The organism is Thauera butanivorans, assembly GCF_048398245.1.
GTDB classification, from domain to species: domain Bacteria; phylum Pseudomonadota; class Gammaproteobacteria; order Burkholderiales; family Rhodocyclaceae; genus Thauera; species Thauera butanivorans.
The window spans coordinates 301,659-318,727 of the sequence record NZ_CP183038.1 but is presented as its reverse complement, the minus strand read 5'-3'; the positions used below and the strand labels follow the sequence as shown (position 1 = coordinate 318,727).

Annotated in this window: 19 protein-coding genes; 6 read left to right on the top strand and 13 right to left on the bottom strand. The window is 65.1% G+C overall.

Features of this window, described 5'->3' with window-relative positions; translation table 11 throughout:
• Positions 1-37: 37 nt before the first annotated feature.
• The 7 genes from ACNQFN_RS01530 to ACNQFN_RS01500 are packed head-to-tail and all read right to left on the bottom strand — an operon-like array spanning position 38 to position 4,052.
• Complete coding sequence (locus ACNQFN_RS01530) at positions 38-175, bottom strand: hypothetical protein (RefSeq protein ID WP_153962035.1); 138 nt, start codon at positions 173-175, stop codon at positions 38-40.
• Complete coding sequence (locus tag ACNQFN_RS01525) at positions 172-1,416, bottom strand: MFS transporter (RefSeq protein ID WP_418647771.1); 1,245 nt, start codon at positions 1,414-1,416, stop codon at positions 172-174. Before ACNQFN_RS01525 ends, ACNQFN_RS01530 begins: the two co-directional genes overlap by 4 nt.
• Positions 1,413-2,375 carry an alpha/beta fold hydrolase gene (locus ACNQFN_RS01520; protein WP_026353017.1) on the bottom strand — a complete coding sequence of 321 codons (963 nt, stop codon included), beginning with the start codon at positions 2,373-2,375 and terminating at the stop codon, positions 1,413-1,415. The genes ACNQFN_RS01525 and ACNQFN_RS01520 overlap by 4 nt, the downstream gene beginning before the upstream one ends.
• The gene (locus ACNQFN_RS01515) at positions 2,368-2,667 is read right to left on the bottom strand and encodes a DUF1330 domain-containing protein (protein ID WP_020649401.1); all 300 of its coding nucleotides are present in this window, start codon (positions 2,665-2,667) and stop codon (positions 2,368-2,370) included. Before ACNQFN_RS01515 ends, ACNQFN_RS01520 begins: the two co-directional genes overlap by 8 nt.
• Positions 2,664-3,065 carry a cupin domain-containing protein gene (locus ACNQFN_RS01510; protein WP_020649402.1) on the bottom strand — a complete coding sequence of 134 codons (402 nt, stop codon included), beginning with the start codon at positions 3,063-3,065 and terminating at the stop codon, positions 2,664-2,666. Before ACNQFN_RS01510 ends, ACNQFN_RS01515 begins: the two co-directional genes overlap by 4 nt.
• Positions 3,062-3,454: a nuclear transport factor 2 family protein gene (locus ACNQFN_RS01505; protein WP_026353018.1), complete on the bottom strand. Its 393-nt coding sequence runs from the start codon at positions 3,452-3,454 to the stop codon at positions 3,062-3,064. The genes ACNQFN_RS01510 and ACNQFN_RS01505 overlap by 4 nt, the downstream gene beginning before the upstream one ends.
• Positions 3,455-3,458: 4 nt before the next feature.
• Positions 3,459-4,052 carry a LysE family translocator gene (locus ACNQFN_RS01500; RefSeq protein WP_020649404.1) on the bottom strand — a complete coding sequence of 198 codons (594 nt, stop codon included), beginning with the start codon at positions 4,050-4,052 and terminating at the stop codon, positions 3,459-3,461.
• A gap of 231 nt (positions 4,053-4,283) precedes the next feature.
• Between ACNQFN_RS01500 and ACNQFN_RS01495 the strand changes: the two genes are divergently transcribed.
• The 6 genes from ACNQFN_RS01495 to ACNQFN_RS01470 all read left to right on the top strand — a co-directional run bounded on the left by ACNQFN_RS01495 (position 4,284) and on the right by ACNQFN_RS01470 (position 7,952).
• Positions 4,284-5,063, top strand: a complete 780-nt coding sequence (locus ACNQFN_RS01495) for an enoyl-CoA hydratase/isomerase family protein (RefSeq protein WP_060833093.1) — start codon at positions 4,284-4,286, stop codon at positions 5,061-5,063.
• A gap of 15 nt (positions 5,064-5,078) precedes the next feature.
• Complete coding sequence (locus ACNQFN_RS01490; RefSeq protein WP_418647770.1) at positions 5,079-5,591, top strand: MaoC family dehydratase; 513 nt, start codon at positions 5,079-5,081, stop codon at positions 5,589-5,591.
• Positions 5,588-6,046, top strand: coding sequence for a PaaI family thioesterase (locus ACNQFN_RS01485; RefSeq protein WP_024889590.1), 459 nt, complete (start codon positions 5,588-5,590; stop codon positions 6,044-6,046). The genes ACNQFN_RS01490 and ACNQFN_RS01485 overlap by 4 nt, the downstream gene beginning before the upstream one ends.
• A 64-nt stretch (positions 6,047-6,110) precedes the next feature.
• A complete protein-coding gene (locus ACNQFN_RS01480; RefSeq protein WP_418647769.1) occupies positions 6,111-6,704 on the top strand; it encodes a biotin transporter BioY in 594 nt (197 codons plus the stop codon).
• A gap of 31 nt (positions 6,705-6,735) precedes the next feature.
• A complete protein-coding gene (locus ACNQFN_RS01475; RefSeq protein WP_418647768.1) occupies positions 6,736-7,158 on the top strand; it encodes a nuclear transport factor 2 family protein in 423 nt (140 codons plus the stop codon).
• On the top strand, positions 7,155-7,952 hold the full coding sequence (locus ACNQFN_RS01470) for a hypothetical protein (RefSeq protein ID WP_418647767.1): 798 nt from the start codon (positions 7,155-7,157) through the stop codon (positions 7,950-7,952). Before ACNQFN_RS01475 ends, ACNQFN_RS01470 begins: the two co-directional genes overlap by 4 nt.
• On the opposite strand, the gene ACNQFN_RS01465 is transcribed toward ACNQFN_RS01470, so the two are convergent.
• From ACNQFN_RS01465 to ACNQFN_RS01440, 6 genes are all read right to left on the bottom strand, one after another.
• Positions 7,928-8,119, bottom strand: coding sequence for a hypothetical protein (locus ACNQFN_RS01465; RefSeq protein WP_418648959.1), 192 nt, complete (start codon positions 8,117-8,119; stop codon positions 7,928-7,930). The genes ACNQFN_RS01470 and ACNQFN_RS01465 overlap by 25 nt on opposite strands.
• Positions 8,120-8,176: 57 nt before the next feature.
• Complete coding sequence (locus ACNQFN_RS01460) at positions 8,177-11,701, bottom strand: ABC transporter ATP-binding protein (protein WP_418647766.1); 3,525 nt, start codon at positions 11,699-11,701, stop codon at positions 8,177-8,179.
• Positions 11,602-12,783 carry an MFS transporter gene (locus ACNQFN_RS01455; protein ID WP_418647765.1) on the bottom strand — a complete coding sequence of 394 codons (1,182 nt, stop codon included), beginning with the start codon at positions 12,781-12,783 and terminating at the stop codon, positions 11,602-11,604. The genes ACNQFN_RS01460 and ACNQFN_RS01455 overlap by 100 nt, the downstream gene beginning before the upstream one ends.
• Positions 12,771-14,912, bottom strand: coding sequence for a TonB-dependent receptor (locus ACNQFN_RS01450; protein ID WP_418647764.1), 2,142 nt, complete (start codon positions 14,910-14,912; stop codon positions 12,771-12,773). Before ACNQFN_RS01450 ends, ACNQFN_RS01455 begins: the two co-directional genes overlap by 13 nt.
• Before the next feature lie 99 nt (positions 14,913-15,011).
• Positions 15,012-15,998, bottom strand: coding sequence for a helix-turn-helix transcriptional regulator (locus ACNQFN_RS01445; protein ID WP_418647763.1), 987 nt, complete (start codon positions 15,996-15,998; stop codon positions 15,012-15,014).
• Between the two features lie 327 nt (positions 15,999-16,325).
• Entirely contained in the window at positions 16,326-17,057 is a 732-nt protein-coding gene (locus ACNQFN_RS01440) for a DsbA family protein (protein ID WP_418647762.1), read from the bottom strand.
• Positions 17,058-17,069: the final 12 nt, after the last annotated feature.

The following is a 17,069-nucleotide window of genomic DNA, read 5'->3' as shown; positions in this document are numbered from 1 at the left end:
GCGCTCATGGTCGTGCGAAGTTCTCGTCAGGTCCCGCTCACCCGCAGAAGGACCATTGCTCCAACCACACCCACAGCAGTTCCATCGACAGCCAGGCGCGGAACACCAGCACGCCCGCAGCCAGCAGCACAGCCAGCGGCGCCCAGCGCCTGAACCATTCGCGGCCTTGCCTCATGAAGTCGCCAACCGTGGATCGGCGCGAACGATGGTTCTGTCGTCGATCGGCCAGTGCAGAACCGTCGCCAGCAGGCCCAGCGCAATCGCCAGCAGCCAGATGCTCAGGTACGACCCAGTTGCCTCGAACATGCGGCCACCAAGCCAGACACCGAAGAATGATCCCAACTGGTGGCCGAAGAAGACGAAACCAAACAATGTGGTGATGTAGCGCACGCCGAAGATCTGAGACACGAGGCCATTGGTCAGCGGAACCGTCCCGAGCCAGAGGAACCCCATCAATGCAGCGAACAGGTAAACGCCCCAGGTGCTGAGCGGCAGCAGGACGAACAGGGCCATCGCCACCGTGCGCGCCAGGTACAGGCCTGCAAGCAGGTACTTCCTGCGCAGCGTGCCACCCCAAAGCCCCAGCAGGTAGGTGCCGGCCACATTGGTCAGCGCAATGATCGCCAGCGCGGCGACGGCATCGGTGGCGGCCAGGCCCCGGTCCAGCAGGTAGGCTGGGAGGTGCGTGGCGATGAAGGCGAGTTGGAAGCCACAGGCCAGGAAGCCCAGGTTCAGCAGCCAGAAGCCGCGGTGGCGGAAGGCTTCACCGATCGCCGCCTTCATCGACAGCTCCGTGCCGACCACCGCGTTCGAGATGCTTGCGTCGCGCATCGGGAACGCCAGCGGCAGCAGCAACGCCATGACCACTGACAGAATCAGCAGCGCACCCGTCCAGGCCCAACCGCCGATCAAGGCCTGCGCAACCGGGACCATGGCGAACTGCCCGAGGCCACCGATGGCGCCGGCCAGCCCCAGTGCCCAACTGCGGCGCTCAGCCTGCACGAGGCGGCTGAGCGCGCCGTAGATCGCACCGAATGCCGTGCCCGACAGCGCGATGCCGACGCACACGCCAGCGCCCAGAACAAAGGCCACGTGGCTGTGCGCCTGAACCATGAAGAAAAGCCCCAGCGCATAGAACACGAGCCCGCCCGCGATGACCTTGGCCGAACCGTAGCGGTCGGCAATCATCCCGGTGAAGGGTTGGGCGAGACCCCAGGTCAGGTTCTGCACCGCCATCGCGAAACCGAACATTTCGCGCGACCAACCGCGATCCATCGTCACCGGCAGCAGAAACAAGCCTTGCACGTGCCGCACACCGAGGGCCAAACCCATGATCAGTCCGCCGGCCAGGATCGGAATCCAGAGCGATCGGCGCTCGTTTGCCGATGCTGTCGAGGGGGCGAGGTTCGTGTTCATGTCGTGGCTCCCGCTGCTTGCGGATCGTCCGCAGGTCGATGCTTCAGTACGCCGAGGGGGCGGGTTGGTGGCTCGCCGGTACGCAACCAGTCCAGCGCCAGGGGCCACAGCGCCTCGCGGAAGCGCTCGTGGAAGAAGGCGAAATGGCCGATTTCGGCCTGCTCGATGGCCGCGGGAGCCAAGCGCAGGTGATGACGCTCGCTGCCGGTGTAGTAATCCAGCAGGCGGTCCAGCGCCGGGACCGTGCCGAACGGATCGTCCTCGATGCCCAGTGCCAGGATCGGTGCGCGCACCTGGCCGAAGCGCCGTGCCAGCATTTCGGCTTCGGGCTCGCCTTCCAGTGTCTCCCGACCTCGGCGCACCGTGCCCTCGAAGCGGGGACCCATGCGTGCCCAGTCCAGTGCCACGCCCTTGGGCGTGTCCTCCATCCATCCCAGGCGCTTGGCTGGCACGTAGCCAAGCACCCGCGCCAGCAGCGGCATGGCCACGTGCCAGCGCAGGAACATGGCGCGACGCACGGCGGGCGCATAGTCGCGCCAGTAGGCGTACTGCGCCCCCATGGTGAAGATGCGCCGCACGCGGTGTGCGGACGCGGCCAGCCCGATCACGAAGCCCCCGGCGGAGTGGCCGACCACGTCGATCGGCTGGCCGGGGAATCGCCAGGCGAGGTACTGCAGCACACCCTCGAAATCGTGCTGCCCCCAGTCGATCCAGTCGGCCTGCAGCCGACGCAGCCCACGGTGTCGCGATTCGCCGATGCCGCGGTAGTCGTAGGTCACCACGTCCCATCCGTGGCTGTGGAGCCAGTCGGCAAAGCGCGCGTAGTACCGGCAGCGCACCGAGGTGGCCGCGTTGATGACCGCCACCGGATGCGGGCGTCGTGGATCACAGGAACGGCGCCAGGCGAATCCACCCAGGGCATAGCCGTCGGCGGCGCGAATATCGATGGGCTCAGCCATTCACAGCAAGACCCTGGACCAGCAGCACCACGGCCTGTGCGCCGGCCTTGCGATCCTGGGCAATGCGTTGGTACTCGGCCGATTCCGCCCAGTCGTGGAAGGCGGCTTCGTCGGGAAAGGACATGAGCACGAGCTTCTGGTGCGGCCAGGTGCCTTCGATGGTGCGAGGCTGCTCGTCCGCGGCCAGCAGACGTCCCCGGTGGTGGCGGAACACCTCCATGAAGCGCGCCTGGTAGCGGTCGTAGGCGGTCCGGTCGTGGATGGTGAGTTGGGCAATGGCGAAAACGGTCATGATGCAGGCTCCGAGTCGCGATGGCGATCCGGTTCGGCGGCCGAGGTCGATTCGATGCGGTCGCCCTGCGTGCTGGGGCTGGAGAACACCAGAAAATTCACGTCCTCGTCGCCACCATTGGCGGCGATGTGGCGAGTGCCGGCCGGGACATGCACGCCTTGACGGGCTGCCAGCAGCACGTCCTGGTCGGGCGTGCTCAGGCGCAGGTGGCCACTGAGCACGTAGAAGAACTGGTGCGCCCTGGCGTGCCAGTGGGGTGCTTCGGCGCCGCCTGCGGGCATCCATTCCTGCCGCACCTGCATGTGTTGCAGTTCCAGCAGTCGCCAGCCCAGGCAGACCTCACCCCAGTCATAGCGGTTGCCGTCGTCGGTCCGGACGGCGCGCAGCAGTGCCGTCATGGCGTGTCCTCCTCGGCGGGGACGCCGTGCAGAGCCTCGCCATGGACCTGCCGCCCGTTCTCGAAGCGCATGATCTCGCACATGCGCGTGCGCTTGCCGCAGGCCTGCGCCACGTAATGGACGACGACGGTCTGCGCCTCGACATCGCAGATGGCCGAGATGAGTTCGAACCGCAGGTCAGGCCTGTCGGCGAGCGCGGCCAGCCAGTAGCGGCGCAGCGCGTCCTTGCCCTGTACCCGCGTGCCACCGGTATAGGGCTGCGCCAGCGCGCTCACGAACAGTGCGTCGTCGGCATAGGCCGCCAGCACCGCCGGCACGTCGCGCCGGTTCCAGTCATCGATCCAGGCCAGCGCATGGGCCCGGAGTTGATCATGAGAGAGTGTCGTCATGGCATCACATCCAGAAGAGAAGAACGGTCAGGGCGGCCAGGGTCGCCATCGCACGATTGACCACGCGAGCGACGGCGCGGTCGCGCAGCCAGGGCCGCAGGCCGGCGCCGAAGGCGGCCCAGACCAGCATGCAGGGCAGTCCGATGGCGGCGAACACCAGGCTGACCACCAGCAGGCGCAGTGCGTAGCCTTCGCCCGGCGGCAGGAAGGTGGACACCACCGTCACCGAGATCAGCCAGGCCTTCGGATTGACGAACTGGAAGGCCAACGCCTGCATGAAGCCGATGGGCCGGCCGGCTTCGGTCTCCTCCAGTTCGGCCGCGCGCCACAGGCGCGCGGCCAGCCAGAGCAGGTAGAGGCTGCCCACGACCTTCAATGCGACCTGCAGGCGAGGTTCGAGGGCAAACACCGCACCGAGGCCGGCGCCGGTGATCCCGAGCTGCACCATCACGCCCGCGGGGATGCCCAGCAGGTGCGGCCAGGTTCGGCCCAGGCCGAAGAGCAGGCCCGAGGACATCAGCATCACGTTGTTGGGACCGGGCGTGATCGACATGACGAAGGCGTAGACGATCAGCGCCACGAGGGCGGTATGTTCCATGGGAGTTCGCTGGGACGGGGAGTACCGGGGCGTTGAGGGAAAGACGAGGCCCGTCCGCGAATTGATTCTGGGCCGGGCATGGCGTCGGCTCCAGCGAGAAATTTTCAGTCCCACCTGAGATATTCGCGCTTGGCCGCAAGCGTCATCGCGCAGCAGACTTCGCAGGTACTGCCCGGCGCTGCCGAATCGATGACGGCCCGGCACTTCGGGCGGTTCCTCGCAGGAGAACCCATGTCTTCCGATTTCATTCGATGCGCGTCGCACCCAGACGGCTATGCCGAGTTGGTCATCGACCGGCCGGCAGCCCGCAACGCCCTGTGCCGCTCACTGACCGATGCGATGGCCGCGCACCTCGACAGGCTGGCGGCCGACGCCGCCGTGCGGGTGGTCCTGCTGCGCGCCGAAGGCGAACACTTCGCGGCCGGTGCCGATCTCAAGGAAATGCTCGGCATCAGCGCGGAGCAGGCGCGCGCCACCGACTTCGCCGGTTGCTGCGCGCCGCTGGGCACGTTCCCCAAGCCCGTGGTGGCGCTGGTGCAGGGCTTTGCGCTCGGCGGCGGCTGCGAGTTGGTCGAGATGTGCGACATCGTGCTGGCGGCCGAGAACGCCGTGTTCGGCCACCCGGAGGTTCGCGTCGGCACCATGCCCGGCGCGGGCGGCACCCAGCGCCTGCCGCGCCTGCTCGGCTTGGCCAAGGCGCTGGACCTGCTGCTGACCGGGCGCCGCATGGACGCCCGCGAGGCCGAACGCAGCGGGCTGGTCTCGCGCATCGTGCCCGCCGATCACCTGCTCGAAGAGGGCCGCCGGCTCGCCGCCGACATGGCGTCGCTGTCGGGCGAGGTGCTGGTTCTGATCAAGCAGGCCGCGCGTGCCAGCGCCAGCCTGCCCATGGACGAAGGACTGCGCCGCGAGCGGGCCGCCTTCCACCACACCCTTTCGCTGCCCGACCGCGAGGAAGGCATGCGGGCGTTCCTGGAGAAGCGGCCGCCTCGCTTCAACCCCCATTCCTGACACCGGAGCCTTGCCATGCCACTGTCCGACTTCAAGACACCGAGGGATCAGCGCTACTTCGAGGACTACGAAAAGGGCCGATCGTTCGAGTACGGCCCCATCGGGGTCGAAGAGCCGGAAGTCATCGCGTTCGCGCGGCAATTCGATCCCCAGGCCATGCACATCGATCCCGAGGCGGCGGCCCGCGGGCCGTTCCACGGCCTGATCGCCAGTGGCTGGCACACCATCGGCCTGATGATGCGGCTGTTCGTCGACCACTACCTGACGTCGGTGGCAAGCCTGGCCTCGCCGGGCGTCGATGAAGTGCGCTGGTTCAAGCCGGTGCGCCCGGGTGACCAACTGCACCTGCGGCTGACCATCGCCGACGCGGCGCCATCGCGCTCCAAGCCCGACCGCGGCATGGTGCATACCCTGGTCGAGGGGATCAACCAGCAGGGCGAAGTCGTCGCGAGCTTCAAGGCCATGAACCTCATCGGCCGCCGCCACCCCGAGGCGTCCCCACAGCGAGAAGGAACCTCCGCACCATGACCCAAGCCGCCCCATCCTTGCCGCTCGATCCCCAGGTCGAGCGAATCGTCCGCGACAGCTTCGCCCGCCAGGGCCTGATGCACCACCTGGGCGCCGAACTGCACGAGGTTGCGCGCGGACGGGTCAGCATCCGGTTGCCGTTCCGCGAAACCCTCACCCAGCAGCATGGCTACTTCCATGCCGGCGGCACCAGCGCCATCGCCGACTCGGCCGGCGGCTACGCGGGCTTCACGCTGTTTCCCCCGGACAGCTCCGTGCTGACCGTCGAGTTCAAGATCAACCTGCTCGCCCCCGCGCAGGGCGACTACCTCGAAGCGGTCGGCACGGTGGTGCGCTCCGGACGCACCCTGACCATCTGCCAGCTCGAAGTCTTCGGCGTCACCGAGCAGGGACGGGCCCAGGTGGCGCTCGGCCAGCAGACCCTGATCTGCCTGCAGGGCAAGCAGGATCGATGACGTTTCCGGTGTCCGCGCAAGGATGCGCTCGGCGGCCAGTACCGCCATTCATGAAGGAGAACCCATGACCCCAACCTCGACCCAAACCCTCGGGACCCTCGACACAACCCGCTGGCTGCGCGGACAGTCCAACGCGACCAAGGTGCTGGCGGTGCTGTTCGGCACCCTCGTGCTCACCGCGTCGTCCCACGTCAGCGTGCCCATGGTGCCGGTGCCGATGACCATGCAGACGCTGGCCGTCACGCTGGTCGGCGCACTGTACGGCTGGCGCCTGGGTGGCCTGACGATCCTCGTCTGGCTGGCCCAGGGCGCGCTCGGCTTGCCGGTGTTCGCCGGTGGCACGGGAGGCCTGGCGCGCTTCCTGGGGCCGACGGCCGGCTACCTGCTGGCCTTTCCCGTGGCCGGCGCGCTGACCGGCTGGCTGGTCGAACGCGGCTGGCATGGCGGGCGCGTCGCGCTGGCCTTCGCGGCGATGCTGATCGGCAACGCCCTGTGCCTGCTGCTCGGCGGCGCCTGGCTGGCCGCGATGGTTGGCGTGCAGAAAGCCATCGCCGTGGGCGTGGCCCCCTTCGTCCTCGGCGGCGTGCTCAAGTCGGTGCTTGGTGCAGCGCTGCTCAAGGCCATCGGCAGCGGAACCCGCAAGGCGGCGCACCGATGACGCGCGTTCCGGGCCGGCCCGGTACATCACGATGAACGCCCTCGATGCGGAGCAGGCGCGGCGCTTTGCGCAGGTGTGGCTGCCCGCCTGGACCGGCAACGATCCCCAGCGGCTGGCTGCCTTCTATTCGGAGGATGCCTTCTATCTCGACCCTGCCGTACCCCAAGGGCTGCGGGGAAAGCCCGCGTTGCTGGGCTATTTCGAGCGCCTGTTGGCGCGCAATCCAGCGTGGGTCTGGACGCAGGTCGAGGGCATCCCCATGCAGGATGGCTTCCTCAACAAATGGCGCGCCGACATCCCGGTCGGCGGCGAGGTGTTGACCGTGGTCGGCGTATGCCTGGTGCAACTGGACCATGCGGGCAAGATTCGCCGCAACGAAGTGTATTTCGACCGCGGCGACTGGATGACCAGCATGGGAGCGGTATCAAAGCGGGATCGGGACGGAGGGCCATGAGCACACAGCGAGCGGGAAGCGTTTGGTGGACAAGGATCTACGTCTTCGTGGTGGAGCCGGTGCTCCTGGTGTCGGGCCTGACGCTGCTGCTTGCGTTGCTGTCATCCCTGCGCGCGGACCCCGGCCCCGCCAGACTGGCTGCTGCGGTCTTCCTCGTCACCTCCGTCGTGGGGCTCATGGTCCTGGCCCGACAGTATGGACGCCGCCTGCGCTGGCGACGCAGGCACATGCCCTTGCCTCGCTTCCCGGCGACGCTGCGCATTCCCATCGCGCGCGCCGCGTGGTGGGAAGTGCTGGTCATGGGCATGGGGATCGTGTTCCCTCAGCTGGTCGTCGTGCTGCCGCCCCTCGTCAGGGACATCCACGAGACGGACCCTGTCGTGCTCGCCCTTGCGCTGGGCGGCGTCATCCTGGCCGCCGCGCTCACACGGGCGATCGTGCGAACACTCGTGCGGCGCTTGCGTCGCCTCGACCCACCCGCCGACCTCGTGGCCGATGCCCTCGGCCTCACGCGCGAAGGCCACCAGCGGGTCTTCGTTCCCTGGCAGGCGATACGGGCCATCGAACATGCGAAGTTCCGAATCTGGAACTCGCACCTGCACCTACTGGCGCTGAAAGTCGATGATCCGCATCGATATGGCCTGGACACCAGTCGCTTCCAACGGCTGATGCTCAGGGGCACCACCGACGAACGCGGCATGAACGTCGGGCTCGTCAACCTGAGCGGCTACATGCCTTCGCCATCGGACAGCGTGCGCGCGCTCCGCGACTACTGGGCCTCGGCGAGGCCATGACGGCGACCACGGACCGCCGTGCCGGCGGCGGCCCCCACTGAACGAGCGTCCGGCCTGTCCGGCGATGCAACCAGATCGAGCGCCGACAGCAGCGCATCGCCCTCGACCGGACCGTGCAACAGCAGCGATTTTCCTGTCAGGAGAACTTCCAGCCGCTCGGTGGGCATGGCGTTGGCACTGGCTGCGCTTCCGAGGAACTCGTACGAGTACCGTGCCGGCAATCCTCATGGAGGACAATCCTGGCTGGGTAGATCGCGTTCGCCGCCCAGTTCTATCTTGTGGTCGACATGCTGGAGTGTGCTTGGCCGGTGCGCGATGACGATCACGGTACGACCAGTGCACAAGCTGGCCAGCGCCTGCCGGATCTCGCGCTCGGAATCGGGGTCGACGGACGCCGTCGCTTCGTCCAGCAGAACGATCGGAGAGTCCTTCAAAAGCGCCCGTGCCAACGCGATCCTTTGACGCTCGCCTCCCGATAGGCGTACGCCACCTTCTCCTACGCGGGTCTCGTAGCCGTTGGGCAGGGACATGATGAAGTCGTGACAGCCGGCGGTGCGCGCTGCCTCGTGCAGTTCCGCATCTGTTGCGTCCGGATCGGCCAGCCTCAGGTTGCGGGCAATGCTCATGTCAAAGAGGTAGTTTTGCTGGAACACGACAGTCACGAGCGCACTTCGGAGTTCGGGACCGATATTCCGCACGTCGACGCCGCCGATGGTGATACGCCCTGCCTCTACGTCCCAGAATCGGGCGATGAGATGGAGGACGGTGGACTTTCCAACGCCCGAGGGGCCCGTCAGGGCATGTATCTGGCCGGCGGTAAACGTCAGGTTCACGTTCTGCAGGACTTTCTGGGTGCCATGGCTGAAGTGCACGTCCTCGAAACGGACGTCGATCGACGACGGTCGCCGCGGTCGTAACGGTTCGGGCAGGATTGGAAGACCGAGTACTTCGATGACTCGCCCCATCGTCTTCTGTAGCAACCTAGCCTGTGCCGATAGATCGAACGCGTCGGCGATGGGTGCGTAGAAAACGAGTCCGACGACTAGGAACAGCACGAATGCCCGGGCCTCGATAAGCCCGTCCAAGAGCATCCAGCCACCCGCAGAGAGCATGACGACAAAGCCTGCGTCCAGCAGCACCCATCCCATTGCTACCGCAGGCATAAGGGCAATGACGGTCGCGGTCGATGCCAAGCGATGGTTGGACAACGCCTGCAACAGTGGTCGGTACCGTTCAGCCTTGCCCAGGCTACGCAGGGTCGGTAGACCCTGGATGTAGTCCAGAACCCGCGCGGACAACATCTCTCCCGACAGCACCAGACGCTGCATCAGCTTGGCGTTCAGTCTGTCAGCTCTCCACAATGCCAGGGCAAATAAGGGCAGCAACGCGAACGCGAGCAGCGCCAGGCGCCAGTCCAGCAGCAACAGGACGATGCCACTCAGCCACGGCCCGACCAGCACACGCATGACCTGGGCCGGCGGTGTGACGAAATTGATGCCCGCCGCATGTTGGGTGATCAGCGCCTCGACCGAGCCGGTGTCCCGCGACAGCAGGACTCCCAGCGGAACCCGCCGCAGATGTGACGCAATGCGCCGTTGCAGGAAGCTGATGGCACTGCACTGGACACGCCATAGGACGGCATGCGATGCGCGGTTGCAGACGACCAGCAAGCCGCTGCATACCGCGACCCATGCGGATGCCAGGAAAGCGAAGGGAACCGTCAGGGATTGGGCCAGCACGCGATCAAGGACCATCCAGATGGCGATGACCGGCGCACCGGCCAGCATGCCCTCGATGAACAGCAGCGGCAACGCTTGCATGAGGAGCTTCCTGCGCGCGGGACCGAGCAGCCACAGGAACCTTGCCCAGTTCCCCGCTGGCAAGGTAGCTGCTCCCGTCGAAGGTGGCACCGACGCCTTCACATTCGGCACCGCGCGAACGGCTCCCGGCTTCAGGTGCCAACCCTCGACAGCTTCGTACCCTTCCCACAGCCTGCGATACACAGGCGAGTTTGTCAGAAGCTCCTCATGGCGCCCAAGGGCGGCTACCTTGCCCTGCTCGATCACTGCAATCTGCTCGGCATGGCGGATTGTGTCCAACCGGTGCGCGATCACAACAACCGTCCGACCCCGGGCCAGAGCGCCGAGCGCATCCCTCACTGCCACTTCGTTTTCGGGATCCAGCGCGGCCGTTGCTTCGTCCAGAATGACGATGGGCGAGCCGCGGAGGATGGCGCGGGCGATGGCCACCCGTTGACGCTGTCCGCCGGACAAGTTCCGCCCGCTTTCACCGACCTGTCGTGAAAGGTCGGGAGCGAACTCGAGCACTCGCGCGGCCCGCGCCGCTTCCTCGACCTCTCGCCGCGTGGCTTCCGGGCGGCCCGACAGAATGTTCTCGTAGACCGTTGCGTTCATCAGCCATGCGTCCTGCAGGACGGCCGTCACCATGCGCTCTCGCTGCGTCGGCGCCATTTGGCGCAGGTCGACCCCACCTACAAGGATCCGCCCGGCGTCCGGATCGGCGAACCGAAGCAGCAGGCGTGCCAGGGTAGATTTGCCAGCTCCTGAGGGACCGACCAGTGCCAGTGTCGTACCCTGGTCCACCCGCAGGTTCACGCCGGACACAATCTCAGTGCCGTCAATGCAATAGCCGACGCCATCAAGGATGATCGAAGCATCCCGTGGCTCCTGGGGCGTGGAGGGATGTGGCTGCTCGTCTGTATCGAGGATGGTCGCAATCTGAGCCCCCGCACCCTTCAGCTTCAGGAAAAAGTTTCCGGCCGTGAACACCACCTTGAGCAGCGGTGCGTTCATGCCCAGACCCAGCAGCAGGAACAGCACCAGTTCGGATGTGGCTATGTTCCCCGAGACGAGCAACAGCGTGCCGACCGGCATGAGCACGAGGATATTCGCACGCAGCCCCGCGTAGATGACGGCCATGGGAGTCAGGCTGGCCTTCGCGAACGCCAGGCCGATCCGCTCCATCCTAGCCACTGCTGCCTCGTACTCCTCCAGCACCTGACCGGTGTGCAGGAAGGTGCGAATCTCCTTGATGCCCTGTACATACTGGACCGCGATGGCCCTGAGGCTGGAAACCGCGCCGACATACTCCCCCATGTGTGGTCTGGATGCCCGCAGGGACAGGAGATAGACGCTTCCGAGCAGCGGGAACATCGCCATCGCTGCCAGCCCCAGGCGCCAGTCGAGCCAGAGGAGGACCAACCCGGAGAGGATCGGCACCGCAAGACCGGAAGCGAGATCGGGTATGGCGTGCGCAATGCCTTCCTCGATCTGCTCGACATCCTCCATGAGAATCTTTCTGAGACTGCCCGATGGTCGCTGCGAGATGAAGCCCAGCGGAACCCTGGCGAGTCGCGAGACCAACTTGAGGCGCAACTCATGGAGCAAGCGGTAAGCCACAATGTGCGACAGGCCGGTGGCGCTAGCTTGGAGCAGGGCCTTGCCAATCACTCCCACAAGCGCGAATGTGGAGCACCATGCAACCAACCCGGCGTCCAGGCTGGAGGACAGAATGGCATCGGTCATCTGCCACGCTGCAATATAGGGCAACAGTCCCAATGCCGTGGCCACCACGGCGAGAAGCGCTGCCCCGCCAAGGACGAGGCGGTAGCCGGTCAGCCATCTCGACATCATGGTGCCCCGGTCCTGGATGCCGAGAATATCGGCGTCATCAAGGCCGCCAGGCAGACAGCCGTCACAGAGATGCAGAAAACTGGCGAGTATCCCCACTGCAGCGCCGCCTGGCCTGCAGCCATGCCTCCCAGCATGATGACCAGGGCCTCCATGGACGTCAGGAAGGCGAACCCTGTCGCGGACGCCGACTCACTGACCGATGCCATGTAGCTTTGCCATACGGCGGTCATCAGGGCCGCGCTCATCGCAAAGGCGGTCACGGCCACCGCCACGGCCAGAATCCCCTGCATGGGCACGAATGCCATGGCAGCCAGCAGGCCACCCTTGACCGCGAACAGAAGGATCAAGGTCCGGCCAAGTCTCATGGTTCGCAGGAGAAGTCCGGCCACCGCAGACGCGGGTATCATCGCCAGAACGGCGAACAGGCCCAGATACCGGCCGACTTCCACGGCGCCGTGCCCCTGGTCGACGAGCCACGCGCCCAGGAAGCCATCCGCCACATTGCCGAACCCGACCAGCACTGGCAGGACAAGGATGCGCCGGTTCGTCACGACATCTCGAATACTCGGCCGCCTGCTTGGAATGATCGACCCTTTCCGCATCTGGAATGCAGTCAACCCGGCCAGTACGATCATCGTCGCAGTTGCAGCGATGGAGGAGGTCCAGCCAATGTGCTCGCTCAGGCCGAGCAACACCGCTCCACCCATCACACCTCCCAGGGTCATGCCAGTGACCTGAAGGACATTGGCAATTGCCCGAGCTGCGCTATCCGTACGGTGGATCACCTCGGCTCCCACGATGATCTGCAGCGTTGCGCCGATCGTGGATGCCAGGGCGGCAGTGACCAGGACCGGTGCGACGTCGTGCTCCGGATGCGACCACAGAAGGGATAGGAACGCGAGTGCCAACGCCACTGGCCCGGCCCGCAGAACAGACAGCCTGAGCAAAGGGCGCGCATCGAAGACAGGGGCCCATATCCATTTCAGCGCCCAGGGCAGCCACACGACATAGGTCAGCCCCACGAGATCCAACGATGCGCCCCGGTCTCTCAGCAGCGCTGGCATGGCAACTGTAAAGAAATAGGCCGGCAGTCCCTGGACCAGGTTCAGGGCGAAGATCGCACCCAGTTCATTCCGTCCCAGTCGATTTCCAGGAAGAGAAGCATTCACAGATGCCATGTCGCGCCAATCCCGATGACGCGTCCGCGACCGACGATGGCACTGTGGGCATTGGGCGAAAAGGTCGAGGAGAAGTAGATGGGGCGCTTGTCGGTCAGGTTCCGGGCGAAGAGGTAGAACTCCATCGCCTTGCGTCGCCAGCCGACGCGGGCATCAACCAGTGTGTATCCAGGAATCTCCCAGCTGTTGCCGATGTCGGCCATCCGTCCCCCGACATGGGTGATATCGAGCGATGCCAAGGCCGTTCCGGCGCCGAGCGGATACCGCAGATCCAGCCCCAGGTTCGCGGTCATCTCGGGCATGTTGGGCACACGATTGCCGTTCACCGCGCCGGTCGTTGCCCCAAAGGGTACGTTGACAAGTCGAGTCTTGGTCCAGCCCAGCGCCCCTCGCACTGTGGCATGGCGTGTCACTTCCGCGCTGAGTTCAAGTTCCGCCCCATGGCTGCGGTAGTCCTGGTTATCGAACGAAAACGTCAGTGAACTGGCATCGAACGCAGTCAATTGCCCTCGCGCGACGTCGTTGTAGAAAAGCGCGCTGGCCAGGCTCAGCCTGCCATCCCAGAACCGCGCCTTGGTGCCGATTTCGTAGGTCCAAGAGGACGATGGACGGAACGGGGGGGTGTCAGACCCCAGGTAGGCGTTCAGCGAATATCGTTCGAATCCCCCCGATGCGTAGCCGCGCGCGACCGAGGCATAGCTCATCCATTCCTCGTTCCAGCGCCAGTCGACCGCCATCCTTCCCGTGAGGTAGTTATCGGCGAATCGCCCCCGCTGCCGATGGCCTGGTACCGTGCCCGCCGCGCCATTGGAAAGGTAGGTCGTGTCGAACGTTTGCCGGTCCCGGGCGGCACGCAGACCCACCGAAAACGTCAATTTCTCGCCGAAAGGCACCGATATATCGCCAAACGCAGAATAGGTTTCGCTGGTGATTTGCGTGTCGTAGTGGCCATTGAGGGATGGTGAGTAATTGCTTTGCTGCGTGCGATCCATATCGAAGGCCGAGCGGAAGTAGGACACTCCGGCAACCCATTCGAACGGTGATCCCGCCGCGGAGTTCAGACGGAACTCCTGGCTGAAGACTCGCTCCTTTTCGAATACGACGCCCCAGTCCTGCGACGGATCAGAGAACGCCTCGGGCGGCATCGGCATGCCGTAGTCGGTCAGATATCGTGAGAACAGGAAGGAGTCGGTGTCATCTGTGATAGTGGTGACCTTGATGTCCTGGACGCCACTGACCGAGTGGAAGGTGAAATTCCTGAACTCATGCTTGAGCGTAAGGCTCGCATGATCGATCTCGCGTTCGCCGACCTGCTTCATGTCCGTCCCGCTGACGGGAAACCCGGGCTGTTCGACCAAGAGATAGATCGGGTTGTTGCGGCGGTCACGATCCCGGCCGAAGGTGAGCGCCGCGCTGGATGGTTCGCCCGGTCGAAGGGCGAGCGAGATGCGACCGGCGGCCACTCGTGCATCACCATCCCGACCGCCGATGATGGCGTTGGGAATGTCCCCGTCGAAGTTCTGGAGCCTGAGCGCCGCGCGGCCGGCGAGTGAGCCGGGAACGATCCAACTGCCGGCGGCCAGATCCAGACTCCGTGTCCCCGCTTCGCCAATCTCGACGCCCAGAACAACCTCCCTGACGCCGTCGGCAGGTCGGGTCACGATGTTCACGGCACCACCCATGGCATTGCGTCCGAACATCGTGCCCTGTGGCCCTCGAAGCACCTCGACCTGCTCGACATCGAACAGAGTGGGCGCAAACCCGAACGACGTGGTGGGAACGCCGTTCGTCGAGAACCCGACTGTGTTATCCAGCGAATTGAGTGGGCTTCCGAGGGGGCCGATGCCACGGACCGATCCGAAGCTGTTGCCGGGTATGGCGAAGTCGACGAAGTTGAAGTTGGGTGTCCCGCGAGCCAGGTCGGCACCTGGCTCAATGGAACCGAATCCCAGCGTCGAACCCTCCCTGACGGATGCCGCGACAGGGGCGTCGAACGCGGTTTCGTCACGCTTTCTCGCGTGGACGTAGATGGTGCCCAATTGTGGAATGTCGCCCGCCGGTTCCTGGGCAAAGAGGGATGGCGCGGGCAGCAATGTGGCACCCACCAGCAGGACGATCTTTCTCTTCATGTCTTCGGTAATTCAGGGACGGTCAAATCCCAAGCATTCCATGAAGACTCCAGACAGACTTCTGCGCGGCGAAGGATCACTTCGTCGGGACGAAGATTGTCAATGCGCTGGCTTGCGCTCCTCCTTGGGAGAGTGGCCGAATCTACGGCGATAGGCCATGGAGAATGCGCCGGCATTGGAGAACCCAACCCGCCATCCCACTTCGGCAACCGGGAAGCTCCTTTCCAAGAGCATCATTCGCGCCACTTCCAGACGTCTGTCCCTCAGCCAGCCGAATATCGTAGTACCGAACACCGCCTTGAAATGGGATCGCAGGGTCGTGGCATTCACCGCAAGCGTCCGGCACAGTTCCTCCATGCCAGGTGGATCGGCCAGCCTGGCATCGAGAATGGCTCGCAGTTCATGAACACGGCGCACCTGCCGCTTCGTCATGCCCGGCGGAAGGCTGCAAGCCATTCCGAGACAATTCACCACCTCGACCACGGTGGCCAATGTGGCGCTCTCCACGAGCATGGTCGCAAGTGCTCCTGAGTAGTTGCGCGAGAGGCACTGTCGAGCAAGCTGCTGCAACCGTGCCGAGACACCGATGCTTTCGATGCGAACATCACCTTCGAACATGCGCCGCAATGGATCCAGGCTTGCGTCGCTGTCGGCCATGCGGTCGAGCCATGCGCGTTGCATGGTGAATCCTGCAACCACGCTGTGTCCGCCCCGAAGACATGCGCCACGGCAAAGCCGGCGTCCGGGAATGCCTATGAGATTCGTGTGTCCAGTCGTGAACGTGACCTGGCAATCGTCAACCGACATCGGTTCACTCTTTCCGGCGATCAGCGTGCTGCACAGGATGACGTCCTCGGCCTCATCTTGCAGGTGGAGGTGGCCCTCGTACCGCATGTCATAGCCGGTCGCGTTCAGTCCAACCTGCACTGGGTGCAACAGCAAGTGTCCGTGCATCACGGCATTGTCGGTCGGCGTGAGAGCGCCATGCCCGTTCGGAGACTGCGTCGAAAGAGCCCCGACGGCATCTTCCAGGATGGCCGGGCGCAAACTTTCTCTGGATGAAGGAAAAGAAGCGAGATGCGTCATGTGTTGGCCTGGTTGCGCCGGTCGGCAGTTCCGGCACGAAAATTCTTGACGCGGTCGATTCGAGTCTGGCTTTCCAGTGGCTGACAGACGCGGCACCGATGCGGCCAGAAATAGTCAATCCGCTCAGTTGACAATAATAGTCATTATCATTTAAAAGATGAAGCGAGAGTAAGGCGTGGAGTCGGGCACTCCTTGGGAAAAGCCAGGACACGCAGTCCGGCCGCCACTGCGAGCCCGCCCTCGGCACGCAGTCCCAAGCCATCTCCAAGGATTTGGATGCGTCCAACCACCTTGGCCGCCATCTGGACCAGCCTCCGGGTGATCGGTTTACGGCCTCATGGAGACGACGGTCTCCTTCGACGCCACCAGATCAAGCGCAGACAGCAGCGCATCGCCCTCGACCGGCCCATGCAACAGCAGTGATCTTCCCGTCAGGCTGTCTTCCAGTCGCACGGTGGGCGTGGCGTTGATGCCGCTGCGCATGGCCTCGTCGGCCTGCGCGCGAACGATGGCTGCGGGGCGATCGCTTTCCAGGCAGGCCCGCATGGCGGTCGTCAGACCTGGCCAGGCCTGATCGGTGGGCAGCCCCTGGCCATCGCCCCGGGTGTTTTGGTAGAGCCAGGCGATGGCACCGAAGAAGGCCTCGTGGCCTTGCGCTTCGCCTGCGCACTCGGCCACGCGGGCCAGCCGACTCGCCTCGGGATCGTGCATCGCCAGCGGCAGGTGATGCCACCGCAGGCTGGCTTCGGGATGGGCATCGATCCAGGCCATCAGGGTCGGGTAGTAGGCCTTGCAGAACGGACATTCCAGGTCGGCGTACAGCGTCAGCGTGAAGCGCGCATCGGCTGGGCCGTGGCGCCAGGGTGGGCCGACCGGATGCGCCTGCGCGACCTCAGCCACCGTGCGCGGTGCCGGCGCACCGGGCGTGCGGTACAGGAACCAGCCCAGCAGGCCGGCTACAAGGATGCCAGCGACCACCCAGGACAGTCGTGGGAGGCGCCCGGCGCGCATGCGAAGGACCTGGGACCGGCTTGGCAAGGTGGTTTGCTTTGAGGGCATGACGCGCTCCGG

What these genes read in the sequence shown, in the direction of transcription:
- ACNQFN_RS01520 (WP_026353017.1), bottom strand. Translation starts at nt 2,375, where the DNA reads ATGGCTGAGCCCATCGATATTCGCGCCGCCGACGGCTATGCCCTGGGT.
- ACNQFN_RS01480 (WP_418647769.1), top strand. Translation starts at nt 6,111, where the DNA reads ATGACCCCAACCTCGACCCAAACCCTCGGGACCCTCGACACAACCCGC.
- ACNQFN_RS01515 (WP_020649401.1), bottom strand. Translation starts at nt 2,667, where the DNA reads ATGACCGTTTTCGCCATTGCCCAACTCACCATCCACGACCGGACCGCC.
- ACNQFN_RS01455 (WP_418647765.1), bottom strand. Translation starts at nt 12,783, where the DNA reads ATGGCATCTGTGAATGCTTCTCTTCCTGGAAATCGACTGGGACGGAAT.
- ACNQFN_RS01475 (WP_418647768.1), top strand. Translation starts at nt 6,736, where the DNA reads ATGAACGCCCTCGATGCGGAGCAGGCGCGGCGCTTTGCGCAGGTGTGG.
- ACNQFN_RS01495 (WP_060833093.1), top strand. Translation starts at nt 4,284, where the DNA reads ATGTCTTCCGATTTCATTCGATGCGCGTCGCACCCAGACGGCTATGCC.
- ACNQFN_RS01450 (WP_418647764.1), bottom strand. Translation starts at nt 14,912, where the DNA reads ATGAAGAGAAAGATCGTCCTGCTGGTGGGTGCCACATTGCTGCCCGCG.
- ACNQFN_RS01505 (WP_026353018.1), bottom strand. Translation starts at nt 3,454, where the DNA reads ATGACGACACTCTCTCATGATCAACTCCGGGCCCATGCGCTGGCCTGG.
- ACNQFN_RS01470 (WP_418647767.1), top strand. Translation starts at nt 7,155, where the DNA reads ATGAGCACACAGCGAGCGGGAAGCGTTTGGTGGACAAGGATCTACGTC.
- ACNQFN_RS01445 (WP_418647763.1), bottom strand. Translation starts at nt 15,998, where the DNA reads ATGACGCATCTCGCTTCTTTTCCTTCATCCAGAGAAAGTTTGCGCCCG.
- ACNQFN_RS01500 (WP_020649404.1), bottom strand. Translation starts at nt 4,052, where the DNA reads ATGGAACATACCGCCCTCGTGGCGCTGATCGTCTACGCCTTCGTCATG.
- ACNQFN_RS01440 (WP_418647762.1), bottom strand. Translation starts at nt 17,057, where the DNA reads ATGCCCTCAAAGCAAACCACCTTGCCAAGCCGGTCCCAGGTCCTTCGC.
- ACNQFN_RS01485 (WP_024889590.1), top strand. Translation starts at nt 5,588, where the DNA reads ATGACCCAAGCCGCCCCATCCTTGCCGCTCGATCCCCAGGTCGAGCGA.
- ACNQFN_RS01525 (WP_418647771.1), bottom strand. Translation starts at nt 1,416, where the DNA reads ATGAACACGAACCTCGCCCCCTCGACAGCATCGGCAAACGAGCGCCGA.
- ACNQFN_RS01465 (WP_418648959.1), bottom strand. Translation starts at nt 8,119, where the DNA reads ATGCCCACCGAGCGGCTGGAAGTTCTCCTGACAGGAAAATCGCTGCTG.
- ACNQFN_RS01510 (WP_020649402.1), bottom strand. Translation starts at nt 3,065, where the DNA reads ATGACGGCACTGCTGCGCGCCGTCCGGACCGACGACGGCAACCGCTAT.
- ACNQFN_RS01530 (WP_153962035.1), bottom strand. Translation starts at nt 175, where the DNA reads ATGAGGCAAGGCCGCGAATGGTTCAGGCGCTGGGCGCCGCTGGCTGTG.
- ACNQFN_RS01490 (WP_418647770.1), top strand. Translation starts at nt 5,079, where the DNA reads ATGCCACTGTCCGACTTCAAGACACCGAGGGATCAGCGCTACTTCGAG.